Source organism: Candidatus Ichthyocystis hellenicum (genome assembly GCF_001460935.1).
GTDB lineage: Bacteria > Pseudomonadota > Gammaproteobacteria > Burkholderiales > 2013Ark19i > Ichthyocystis > Ichthyocystis hellenicum.
Map to the genome: position 1 here is coordinate 1,643,239 of NZ_LN906597.1, position 13,342 is coordinate 1,656,580.

Annotated in this window: 7 protein-coding genes; all 7 read left to right on the top strand. The window is 29.4% G+C overall.

Annotated elements, in window-relative coordinates:
- Nucleotides 1-317: 317 nt before the first annotated feature.
- The 7 genes from Arg41_RS06340 (at nt 318) to Arg41_RS06365 (ending at nt 12,984) form a co-directional block, all read left to right on the top strand.
- On the top strand, nt 318-2,246 hold the full coding sequence (locus tag Arg41_RS06340) for a hypothetical protein (protein WP_092490603.1): 1,929 nt from the start codon (nt 318-320) through the stop codon (nt 2,244-2,246).
- Between the two features lie 234 nt (nt 2,247-2,480).
- Nucleotides 2,481-3,626 carry a hypothetical protein gene (locus Arg41_RS06345; RefSeq protein WP_092343281.1) on the top strand — a complete coding sequence of 382 codons (1,146 nt, stop codon included), beginning with the start codon at nt 2,481-2,483 and terminating at the stop codon, nt 3,624-3,626.
- 814 nt (nt 3,627-4,440) lie between these two features.
- Nucleotides 4,441-5,598 (top strand): hypothetical protein, encoded by a 1,158-nt coding sequence (locus Arg41_RS06350; RefSeq protein ID WP_092490604.1) that lies wholly within the window; start codon nt 4,441-4,443, stop codon nt 5,596-5,598.
- 539 nt (nt 5,599-6,137) lie between these two features.
- On the top strand, nt 6,138-7,292 hold the full coding sequence (locus Arg41_RS06355; protein ID WP_092490605.1) for a hypothetical protein: 1,155 nt from the start codon (nt 6,138-6,140) through the stop codon (nt 7,290-7,292).
- Between the two features lie 611 nt (nt 7,293-7,903).
- The gene (locus tag Arg41_RS07970; RefSeq protein ID WP_157722307.1) at nt 7,904-8,053 is read left to right on the top strand and encodes a hypothetical protein; all 150 of its coding nucleotides are present in this window, start codon (nt 7,904-7,906) and stop codon (nt 8,051-8,053) included.
- Nucleotides 8,054-9,230: 1,177 nt separating this feature from the next.
- A complete protein-coding gene (locus Arg41_RS06360; protein WP_092490606.1) occupies nt 9,231-10,409 on the top strand; it encodes a hypothetical protein in 1,179 nt (392 codons plus the stop codon).
- Nucleotides 10,410-11,862: 1,453 nt separating this feature from the next.
- Nucleotides 11,863-12,984: a hypothetical protein gene (locus Arg41_RS06365; RefSeq protein WP_092343835.1), complete on the top strand. Its 1,122-nt coding sequence runs from the start codon at nt 11,863-11,865 to the stop codon at nt 12,982-12,984.
- Nucleotides 12,985-13,342: the final 358 nt, after the last annotated feature.

The window sequence follows — 13,342 nt, forward strand, 5'->3', positions numbered from 1 at the left end:
GTTGAATATGCAATGGAAATATAATCTATATGAATAATGTATTTCCTGACTAACTATTTTAAATAATTTTTACTACCTATCCATACATAAAAAGGCACTGATTGTTAAGCAATAGCATAAATATTTCTTAAAACTATAGTTAATATGCGGTTTGCACTTAAAATTACATAAAATACCGATAATAGTGGTCGGCAACTTTAAATCAATTTTAGTATTTACAAAGTAAAATTAAAATTTATACCGAATAAAACATCACACGTAGTTAATCAGTAAAAATATATAATATTAATTATAGTATATTGCATAGGTTGTGGTTAATGAACGCGGTAAAAATATCAGGATGTTGTACTTGTTGCGATGACAACGAAAAAATAGAAATAGGCGCCCCCAGATTGTTCCTTGTTAATGGTGAAGTATACGACCGTGAGGAAACACTATCTAGGGAATGTCAGGGAATTATTCTTCCACGTTATCTTACGCGAGATCACTATCTGGAAATAATCAAAAATAGCCCCGTTCAAACTTCTTGTACTGCAGATGAAGAGAACAGTGATAACTTCGACAGTGATAGCTTCGACAGTGATAGCTTCGACAGTGATAGCTTCGACAGTGATAGCTTCGACAGTGATAGCTTCGACAGTGATAGCTTCTCTGGCTCTGACAAGGAAAGTACATATGCAACCATCGAAGACCATCGTCTTAATGGGAGAGGTAAAAATGTGTCTAATGTTAACTACATACAAGACACTGACCAAGAAGAGTTAGAGAAAGCAGAACCATTAGGTAATAATTTTTTCTCTTGTAAAGAAGTTTCTGCTGCAGGTAATTATTATTTAATAGGCTCACATTGTGACAATACGCAGCTGGAATCAGACCAATGGGATGATCCATTACCAGAATTAAATTTATCCTCTATATGTAGCCACAAACAACAACACCAGACATTGACACAAACACCAAAATTTGTATCTAAATCCAAAACACCACCCCCTCTTCCTAAAAGATCAAGTTCAACGGTGATATCATCAGGATCTGAGTCTAGGGCACCTGTGCCACCTAGAAGGGTAACGTTGGCCTCACATTGTAACGATGAGCAACTACAACAGATGTCTACGCTAACACCAGAATGCATATCTAGACCTAAAAATCCACCTCCGATTCCTAAAAGATCAAGTTCAACGGTGATATCATCAGAATCTGAGTCTAAAGCTCCTGTGCCACCTAGAAAGGTAACACTGGCCTCACATTGTAACGATGAGCAACAACACCAGATGTCTACGCTAACACCAGAATGCATATATAGACCTAAAAATCCACCCCCTCTTCCTAAAAGATCAAGTTCAACGGTGATATCATCAGAACCTGAGACCAAGGCACTTGTGCCACCTAGAAAGGTAACATTGGCCTCACATTGTAACGATGAGCAACAACACCAGATGTCTACGCTAACACCAGAATGCATATATAGACCTAAAACACCACCCCCTCTTCCTAAAAGATCAAGTTCAACGGTGGTATCATCAGAATCTGAGTCTAAAGCTCCTGTGCCACCTAGAAAGGTAACACTGGCCTCACATTGTAAAGATGAGCAACAACACCAGACATTGACACAAACACCAAAATTTGTATCTAAATCTAAAACACCACCCCCTCTTCCTAAAAGATCAAGTTCAACGGTGATATCATCAGGATCTGAGTCTAAAGCTCCTGTGCCACCTAGAAAGGTAACATTGGCCTCACATTGTAACGATGAGCAACAACACCAGACATTGACACAAACACCAAAATTTGTATCTAAATCTAAAACACCACCCCCTCTTCCTAAAAGATCAAGTTCAACGGTGATATCATCAGGATCTCAGACTAAAGCATCTGAGACTAAGGCACTTATGCCACCTAGAAAGGTAACCTTGAACTCATATTGTGGTAGTGAACAACAACATGAAATGTATGCACAAACATCAGGGTGCATATCTAAATCTAAAACTCCACCCCCTCCTCCTAAAAGATCAAGTTCGACAACATTGTCAGGACCTGGAGCTAAAGCACCAGTACCTCCTAGAAAGATACCCTTAACCGCACATCGTAGTGATGAACAACAATACCAAATGTCGCCACAATCACTAGGAGATAAATCAAATAATGATTTTAAACCAACGATGATGCCAAAAATATTGAGTTCACTACCTGGATCTGGATGTAACCTTCCACCTCCTGTACCACCGAAACCAAAACCAGTAATGTAATTTTCACACATAGGTGTAAATTTTACTCAAGTTAACGCCTAGCAGACGGAAGACGCATCATCAATAGGTTCTGCTAGTATTAACCAGATATAACGGTGTGTATCCATCAGAGTTGTTTTACTATTTTAATTATTGGCACCCAATAAATTTAACTGAACATGTAATAAATCATGGCACAAAGTTGTATGATAAATACATACTACTAATTTGTAATAGATTACTAGTGTATAACAGATGATTTTACGCTGTCGCCTTGCACGTAAAGAATATGAATTTATATTAAAAGGATCTCAAAAAATAATGGATGGTATAACAGAAAATTGTTTGTATTATCAGGATGAAGGTATATGCTGCTATACTGTTGACAATGAATTACCAGGAGAAGAAAAAAATGAATCCGCAATGAAATACATTGTACAATCTTACGAAAGATATGACAAAAAAAAAATTAAACCCTCTGCTTCCTTAGGACATGAGAAGCATTTATTTTCATTAGGATCTAAACTGGAATCCAGAAAATCACCACGGAGTATAAGATGCGCGAATAAAAACTACCATGTAGTTTCTTATACTTTTTCTAGCAGTAACTACTGCATACACAAAGATTATATGGAGCACCGCCAATTCACTTCGGAAAAAATTAACAATAGTAATTCCGTGGAACAATCAAACCTTAAGAACAAAATAAACATCACCACCAAAAACAAATTTGCACTTAATATAGAAAAAGAAAAAAGCACCTCAATAGAATCAGAAATCAGTACCCATAAATGTGAATCGCAAATGCAGATTAAAAGAAATAGATTCATTTTAAATAAAACAGAATCTGTAATAACCAGATTAGAACACTATATTTACTGTGCCAGCTATTTTAACTCATATTATCATTACTGCAACAAAGATATTATCCAAAAAATATGCACTTTTTTTATGTGTAAATCTATTGTGTACGACAGCATTATATTCGAAAAATTGGCTGAACTACTACCAATATCCAATAATCAAGTCACTGCTAGAATAGAAATCGCAAGTAGGAAAATCAAAGAAACAAGGATAATAATTAGCAATATTATTAATTCAGAAAACAAAACACCACCCAACACAAACTATATAAATGAAAAACTGGACACTGTACTTCAGATAGATATAATTTCATCACTAGCTCGTCATTTTTCTCACCTATATTCCTCAGGCAAATCTAAGGACTCATTGTTATTACTTCTTTCGATGCTAACAGAAATTGGGAAAAGAAATTTTATTTGCTATATAAAAGAATTAGAAAATTTAAATCGCAAAAATAATGTTTCGCAAATAAATTACATTGATGCAAAAATATCAGAAACGGTACTTAAAATATCAAGAGCATTAGCTAAGCTATAATAATAAATATGGCAGAAAATAGTATGTATAGCACGTAACTAGAAGTAAAAACATGCATCATGCGATAAAAAAACAGAGATTAACATACACAGCAACTTAATTAGAAAATACACATATCTCTTATAAGCCCTACACCATTGTCCTTTCTTGGTAAACATGAGAATCTAGAAATATGGTGCTATAAACCCCATCACATCCAGATCAAAAACGAAAATTAATACAAAAACCCCACTAATAAATCCATTAATATATTAGGAAGATAAAGTTAAGAAATTAAGATCTATGGTAATGGCATAATCAGATAAAGCAGACAATAATCATAATTACGTTTACGTAAAAAACAAAACTAAAAAATTGTTATTGTAATAGAGGTAAAAAAATCAAAACAAAAAGACATTACGCACCAAAAACAGTATCATCTGATTTTACAGAGTAAATTTAGCAATTACTTACAATAATTTTACGTAAAAACAGTAAAATCTGACTAATATTAGTACATACGGCAAATGACATACACCACAGACAAAATATATGCATCAAAAATACTAACACTATTACATATGGATATGGAGAATCAATTACGTCAATACCCACTACCTATATCATCAAGCTGTAAAAAATTTTGTTTTGTAACTGCCGAGCTAATTACAATAAGTTAAATACATTTTATAAACAACACCGTAATTATACACATCCATAATACAACACAATTACTACATCAACTCTAGTTGCAATGATATCATCATTTACGCCGTGTTTTTGTTTTATTTATATGATTTTTGTATAGATATTTTACATAAGGTGTAATTAATAAGTGATTACCCAATACCCATCGTGCTCCTATGTATACCAAGAACCTCAAATTGAGGAATGGAACCAGATTTTAGAAGTACCTTCATCTGCAGGTATGGATGTTTTCTTGAGCATCATTGAAGAAAAAATTAGTGAAAGATATAGATATTATGGAAATGAGTGTGACATGTTAAAACAGTCATCATCTCTTAGTGATATCGTATGCGTTGATAACTATATGAAATGGAAATCACAAATTAATGTTGAGTTTAAATCCCTTATTGAAGTTTCACTTGCGTCTTTTGCTAATAAATTAAATGAAACAAATTGCGGATCCTTTGTGGAAAAAAAAGTATTTTTATCTGCGATTTCAGGAAGAATATCATCTTATTATCCATTTAAAATGATTGGTGATTCCATGATATCTTTTATAGATTCAAGAATTGCAAAAGTAGTACTCCAGTGCGCAGAAAAAGAGATAAAAAAAAGAATAAGAAATTATCACAGTATAAATTATGATGTGATCGCAGAAACTATACTTAAAAAATCAGAAAAAAATGTACTTAAAAAATTTAACAAATTAGAGTTAGCTGGCTTTATATCTAGAGAACTTTCTGCGTCTTGTGGAGAAAAATACATTGAAGAAGAACTTCGCGGGTATTTTGATACAGAAGCAATGCCTTTTGCTGTTTTTGTTGATATCTATCGCGATCATCTAGAAGAGAATTGTGAAATTATAATGTCGAAATCCATTGAAATATTGGACAATATACTAAAAAGCAGAGAATGTTGCATGTCATTTGCATTTAGTTTGTTTTTTGGAAACATGATGCTAAGTAGCGATATTAAAAAACTATGTTCGATTATAAATTTTGCCAAATATGATCTGAGATCGGCACTAATGAACTCAATACCTACAAGAGCCAATTTTGGCAATGGCAATAACGAAGCAGAAACTGATCCTTACCACGATAAACTTAGAAGACCTGCTACAATTAGAAGGACTTTTTCAAGATCACGAAAACGAATAAAGAAAGAAGTTGAAAGATATTTAATAGAAAATTGTGTTGTTGTAATTAAGGAAGGTATAATTTCTATTTGTTGTGAAAAAGAATTTGTAAAGAGAATAGTAGAAGCGTCTATAAATAGCCTTGATAGAGAAATTAAATCATACATATAGTAAAATACTTCAATTAATATTGTTTGATTTGCAAACAAAACAATTCACCTAGATTTCGTATACGCAAATTAGAGGGTTACATCAGGAAAATAATCGACAACATGAAACACTACAAATGATGGTATATAATCTATTTTTACTAAAATTTACATTGACATGTTATTTTTCAATGTAGCCTAAAAACACTTTACATTCCGGATAATACTGTAAAATAGTTGTTAAAAAATTAGTTAATCTTCGTAGAAAATAAAATGCAGCCAATGCTTTCAATGATTAATTACAATCTTTTTTTACGTGGAAATTGATATTTCCACCTTAACTCACATGCCGAATAAAGAATTTTATTTATATACATTTGTAATTGCTTAAGATATTTAATTAAAGTTCTTATAATATAATATGTTTATAATGTTAAATTATGCACACATATAATACTGCGCAATTACTACATTAGTCCTTAGTTGCGGTGATAGCATCCATCTCATATGACCTATGTTTATGTTTTATATGGATATCATTACATAAGGCACAATAACTACATGATTAACTCGCCACCGTCGTGTTCTTCTCTATATTCAGAAGCACAAATGGAACCGGCTTGCGAAACATCTAGTCTCGATAGCAACGCAGAAAGGATATTATTAAATATCATCGAAAGTAGAATCAGTGATAGGTATGAGGATTATGGATATGACTGTGATAAACCAAACCATGAATCATTACCAAAGGTTGCAGTTGCAAATATCATCAGTTATAAAAAGTGGAAATCAACAGTTAACAATGGGTTTAAATCACTTATTGAGATGTCAATTGCTTCGTTCTCAAAAAAATTAATTGATATAAATTGCGGGTCTTTTGATGAAAAAAAATTATTTTTGAACGCAGTCTCCGGAGGAATATCATCTTGTTATCCATTTAGAGTTATTAAGAATTCAATTATATCTTTTGTAGAAGAGAGAATTTCTCTACCATTGGTTTGTGATGCAGAAATAATGATAGAAGCCATGAGGGAAGAAGGAAATAATGATTATAGTCTACTTTCAGAAACTATACTTAAAAAAGCAAAAGAAACTTTACTTGATAAAGATATTGGATTGAGTTTAACAAGGCTTATCTCTAATGTAATTTCTAATTCTTGTATGGCACACCTAACTGAAAACGAAAAATCATGCGCAGAAAAAATAATCAAAACAAAGCTTAAATTATATTTAAATATAGAAACAATGCCATTTGCTATGTTTACTGACCTATATTTAGATCATCTGGCAGAAAACTATGACGAAGTTATGTCAAAATCTATTGAAGTATTGGATAAAGTGGCAGAAGATGCGGAGTCATGTATGTCACTTGTATTTGATTCTTTTTTGGGACACGGAATGTTCAATATTAACGCGAGGAAACTGAGAAGTATTCTGTGTAGCTCTGCTAGTTACTTAAAAAGATCAATAATGATTTTATCTTCTCCAAGTAACATCCATTTAGGTAACCTTACTAGGGTAACAGTTACAACTACTTCTGGCAGACTTAGGCTAATTATTTCACGCTCACAAAGAATACTTACAGAAAAAATGAAGAGCTATTTTTCAGTAAATTGTGTTGTCGTAATTAATGAAGGCCTCATTTGCGCTTGTAACGAAGAATTTATAAAAAAAGTAATAACATCTGCCTCATCTCACTTAGAGACAATGGTTTGATCATGCATCTAATCTAATTTGTTATTAATCAAGCGTCACTATCTGTAAATAAATCATTAGATAAATTTTCAAACAACAACGAATACTTTTAAATAAATTTATAATTTAGCAATTTAAATAAAAACACCATAAGTGGAATGCTTTTATACGTATCAAAGGACAGCGATGACAACAACTATGAGTAGAAATATACAATTATTATAAATCTCGAAAATCAATCCCCAAGGAACCATTTTGAAAATTACCTCAAAATTTATGTAATTCTTGACAGATAATAAAGCACAATAAGAAAATACTATCAATGTATAACCTCTACTACTATAAACAAAACAATAGTTATATGCTACAGCTGCTGCTGCCGCAGTTATTAAATTTAATACCACGACATAACCAAAGAACCGTAAATATGGACTAAGCACCAAAAATACAACTATTACAGTACGTTAGTAAAAAATATTATCAAAATAATGCACATATTAAATATAATACAATTCATACATAAGATTTGAATTGCAATGATATAGTGATACCAAAATAACTCCGCTTTATTATTTTATTCATTATATAAACATTACGGATCAGTTTTTGTATAAGGCATAAGGTATAAATATATGATTAATAGTCCTGCATCATCGTCTCCTGGAAATGAATCAGAAACTAGTATGGAAGAAGGAGAAGTCTCAAGTTTACAAGGCATGGAATTGGCAGGGGGGGCAAGTTTCGAAATACCCACTACTTCTAATCCAAGCACTTCTAAATGATGAAAAAATTATATAGGCTAAAAAATAACTACTACCTCTGAGTAATACCTTATAAGAAAAATACATGACAAAGCCTAAAATTGCCAATCCCTATAAAAGATTTATATTAATAAATCTCTATATCCCAATTAGCTATCATGATACCTTGCGCTAAACTACATGTTTATTTATATGTTGCTTATATTGTTCGAGTAAGGCGTTTATGACTAGCTAGTCCATTGCACCTTTTCCTCATGAATATTATACGATTTATAAAACAAAGAATAATAGAAAAAATAAGATGTAAAATCAAATAATTAAGTAGTGTTACTAACAAACGATTATTCACATTTGATAAAACGGAGCTTTTGTAGTCATTGCTAATTAAGGTCAGTTGATTTTTTTTACAAAAAGTAATTTATTAAAAACATTAATGATATAAATGCATCCTTATAATTTTTATTTATTATTTAATTACAGCTTGCCATGCATCTTTTACTAAAAAAACTAATAAAATAATGCAATCATCTATTAATTTGATAAATTTCACCAAAAATTATTAACTTATACTTAAGAGGAGACCTTAGTATTCCTAAATAAAAAAAGCAATTTCTCATACTATATAATTGTTAAATTACTATTTTTTTCATGTAAAGTATATGATAAAATTCAGAATTAATATCGTAAATTATACCATTTTTTATGTTAAATTATTAGCATAGGTATCAAGATGAAGTTACTAAATTAAATTTATTCAAAATATTGCTATTAAAATCAATAGGTTGATCAGAGAACAATATTACGGATATACCATGTGATATTGATCTAGTACCGATTAGGAGTATCAAACTGACCTACTACTATAAAAAGTGGAAATCAAAAATTAATGGCGAATTTAAACTACTCGTGGATAATTTTCTTTTACAAGCAAACTAAATAAAAAAATTATGGATCATTTTCCCGCGAATGCTTTATAAAACAATTAAGATAACAACTGAAAGCAAAAATCATGGAACATATAACAAAAAATATTGTGCTATTCTAGTAAATTTTTAGAGAAAAAACTTAAACTACATAGTAATTACAAGTATATGATTCATTTATAACCATCATAATACAGTAACAATACCGCAAAATAAATCACATTTGTAATTATATTTTTAACGTAAGGTGTATTTATGCAAGGAATAATCAAGTTATGATTAACCAACCCACTACATCATATTTTTATGAATATAACGACTTAGAAAATAAAGAAGATGAAAAACAAGGTTGCGAATCAAAACCTACCTTTGATATAAATATCAATATTTTACTAGAGATAATCAAAACAAAAGAATCTATTAGGGAAGAAAGTTATGGTTATAGCTGCGATAGATTAAATCGACCACCATCTCCGACTGAACTCAGAAGGTTCCTTATCTATAAAAAGTGGAGATCAGAAATTAATAATGGATCAAAATTTATTATTAACACTTTACTCAATTCATTTGCAAAAAAATTAAATGAAATAAATTGTGGATCCCTGGAAGAAAAAAAAGAATTTTTATCTATAGTTTCTGGCAAAGCATCAATTTATTATCCATTTGAAGTGCTTAATGATTTAATGATAAGATTTGTAAATGAAAAAATTTCAAAAAAAGTATTACGTTGTGTAGAACAAAAATTAGAGTCTCTACCTCTAATTAATATCAGTGAATATAGTACTAATATTAAGGAAATGATAACAATAAAAGTAAAGGAAGCATTACTTAAATATGATAATAAAATAGAATTGATAAATAATATCTCAAACAAAATTAATAAACTACATAAAGATCAATGTATTAAAAAAAATCTTGTGCCATATTTTGATACGGAAAAAATTTCTTTTGCTACATTTATTGATCTCTATGTTGATCATATATCAGAAAATTATGAATGCATATTATCAAAATTTATTAATATTTTTGATAATTTAGGACAAGATGAAGAATGTTGCATGTCATTTGTATTTGATAGATTTTTTGGAGAAATAATACTATGCATAAAAGCTGAACAACTACATAACATTATTTTTACAGTAGAGAGTAATTCAATGATGGCAATACGAGAATTAAACTTTGCTGCAGCTGATATGTTGGTAATCATGGAAAAACATAGTGATTATTCTAGAAATTTTGTTGATAAATACAAAAAAGAGCTGAATGTTTATAAATACAAAAAAGATCTGGAAGAAAAAATTGCAGAATGTTTGAGAGAAAAAAATTATGCCATAATAATTGAAGATAATACAATTACCAATTGCAAAGAAACTAGTATAAATAAAATATTGTACTATTCTAAAAAATACCTAGAGGAAAAATTAGAGGAAGGAATAATTAATATGGTAACTTAAATCATACTCATATATGTGGCTAAGATAATTTAATTTATGACTAATCTCTATACTGCAGTCGTTACTTCAATATTAATTACTTAAAATAGTAAAGTTTAAAGCATATGGTTAAACACAGCTAGTATTACAAACGCACTGGAAAGTTATGAAAACATAGCACCCCTAAATATTAATTATTGAATCAAGCAAATGATGAAAAAATCATATAGGCTAAAAATAACTACTACCTCTGAACAATACCTTATAAGAAAAATACATGACAAATCCTAAAATTTCCAATCCCTATAAAAGCTTTATGTTAATTATATTAATATAAAAGCTTTATATTAATAAATCCCTATAATATAATCAGTGTTACACACTTTAGCTATTATGATGCCATTCTCAAAACTACATGTGTATTTATATGTTGCTTATATTGTTTGAGTAAGGCTTATTTATACAAAATTAGCTCGTCCATTGCACCTTTTCCTCATGGATGTTACGATATTATAAAGTAAAGAAGGAAAAATAATCTTACTAAGTATCACCTTAATATTAAATTGATTGCAATCACTACGTAAGTCAGGCAAAAAAGTTTTAATTATAAATAAGAGCTAATTGCCATTAATTAAAATCAATGATTGCGATTCTAGTTAGTTCATTCACCAATTTTATTATTATGAATAAAAAGTAATTTTTTATATGTAACTTATGGAATAACAGCAACCATTTGTCTATTTAAAGTAATGAAGCACAATTAATGATATATATCAACTAATTATTTAGTATTTCATGAATTTTTAAAAATAAAATAAGCTGTAAAATTAAACAATTGAGTAATGTTACTGACACATGATAATTCATATTTGATAAAATGGGGATTTTGTAGTCATTTCTAGTTAAGGTCAGTTAATTTTTTTCACAAAAAGTAATTTATTAAAATCATTAATGATATAAATGCCTCCTTATAATTTTTATTTATTATTTAATTATAGCTTGCCATGCATCTTTTACTCAAAGAACTAAGAAAATAATCCAATCATCTATTAATTTGATAAATTTCATCAAAAATTATAAACTTCTCCTTAAACGTTAACATTAATATTCCTAAATAAAAAAGCAATTGTTTATACTAATTGTTAAATTACTAATTTCTCAGGAAAGGTTTATGACAAAATTCAAAATTACTAGCGCAAATAATACTATTTTTTATGTTAAATAATTAACATTGACGGCAAGATTAAATTAACTAATTAAACTTATTCGCAGTGATACCATACACTTGGTTTTAAGCCAGAACAAAGTAGGAATACCAAACTGACCTGCGACTATAAAAAGTGAAAATCAAAAATTAATGGTTAATTTAAATTAATAGTTGATAATTTATACCGCGAATGTTTTATAAAACAATCGAAAGAACAACTGAAATCAAAAATCATGAAACATATTACAAAAAATAAAGAATCAAATTATGGTTAACCAACCCACTACATCATATTCTCACGAATATGATGACTTAGAAAATAAAGAAGAGGAAAAAAAAGTTTGCGAATCATCCCTTGCCTTTGATGTAAGTATCAATACTTTATTAGAAATAATAAAAACAAAAGAATCTGATAGATATCGACCACCATCTTCGACTGAACTCAGAAGGGTCCTTATCTATAAAAAGTGGGAGTCAAAAATTAATAATGGATCAAAATTGATTATTAACACTTTACTCAATTCATTTGCAAAAAAATTAAATGAAATAAATTGTGGATCTCTGGAAGAAAAAAAAGAATTTTTATCTATAGTTTCTGGAGGAGAATCAATTTATTATCCATTTAGATTACTTAATGATTTAATGATAGAATTTGTAAATGAAAAAATTTCAAAAGAATTATTCCGTTGTGTAGAACTCAAATTAGAGTCTCCATCTCTAATTAATATCAGTGAATATAGTACTAATATTAAGGAAATGATAACAACAAAAGCAAAGGAAGCATTACTTAAATATGATAATCAAACAGAATTGATAAATAATATCTCAAACAAAATTAATAAACTACATAAAGATCAATGTATTAAAAAAGATCTTGTACCATATTTTGATACGGAAAAAAATTCTTTTGCTACATTTATTGATCTCTATATTGATCATACATCAGAAAATTATGAGTACATGTTATCAAAATTTATTAATATTTTTGATAGTCTAGGACAAGACGAAGAATGTTGCATGTCATTTGTATTTGATAGATTTCTTGGAGAAACAATAATACTATCCAGAAAAGCTGAACAACTACGGAACATTATTTTTACCGTAGGGGCTAATTCAAGGAGGGAAATACGAGAATTATTTTCTGCTGGAGCTGATATGTTGGTGAGCATGGAAAAAAATAGTGATTGTTTTAGAGCTTTTGTTGATAAATACAAAAAAGAGCTGGAAGAAAAAATTACAGAATGTTTAAGAGAAAAAAAATATTCCATTATAATTGAAGATAATGAAATTACTAATTGTAAAGAAACTAATATGGAAAAAATATTGTACTGTTCTAAGAAATGCCTAGAGGAAAATTTAGTGGAAGGAATACTTAGGAGGGGAAATTGAGGCTAAGATAATTTAATTTATGACTAATCTCTATACTACAGTCGTTACTTCAATATTAATTCCTTAAAATAGTAAAGTTTAAAGCATATGGTTAAACACAGCTAGTATTACAAACGCACTGGAAAGTTATGAAAACATAGCACCCCTAAATATTAATTATTGAACCAAGCAAATGATGAAAAAATCATATAGGCTAAAAATAACTACTACCTCTGAACAATACCTTATAAGAAAAATACATGACAAATCCTAAAATTTCTAATCCCTATAAAAGCTTTATGTTAATTATATTAATATAAAAGCTTTATATTAATAAATCCCTATAATATAATCAGTGTCCCAACTTTAGCTGCTATGA

What these genes read in the sequence shown, in the direction of transcription:
- Arg41_RS06340 (WP_092490603.1), top strand. Translation starts at nt 318, where the DNA reads ATGAACGCGGTAAAAATATCAGGATGTTGTACTTGTTGCGATGACAAC.
- Arg41_RS06345 (WP_092343281.1), top strand. Translation starts at nt 2,481, where the DNA reads ATGATTTTACGCTGTCGCCTTGCACGTAAAGAATATGAATTTATATTA.
- Arg41_RS06355 (WP_092490605.1), top strand. Translation starts at nt 6,138, where the DNA reads ATGATTAACTCGCCACCGTCGTGTTCTTCTCTATATTCAGAAGCACAA.
- Arg41_RS07970 (WP_157722307.1), top strand. Translation starts at nt 7,904, where the DNA reads ATGATTAATAGTCCTGCATCATCGTCTCCTGGAAATGAATCAGAAACT.
- Arg41_RS06360 (WP_092490606.1), top strand. Translation starts at nt 9,231, where the DNA reads ATGATTAACCAACCCACTACATCATATTTTTATGAATATAACGACTTA.
- Arg41_RS06365 (WP_092343835.1), top strand. Translation starts at nt 11,863, where the DNA reads ATGGTTAACCAACCCACTACATCATATTCTCACGAATATGATGACTTA.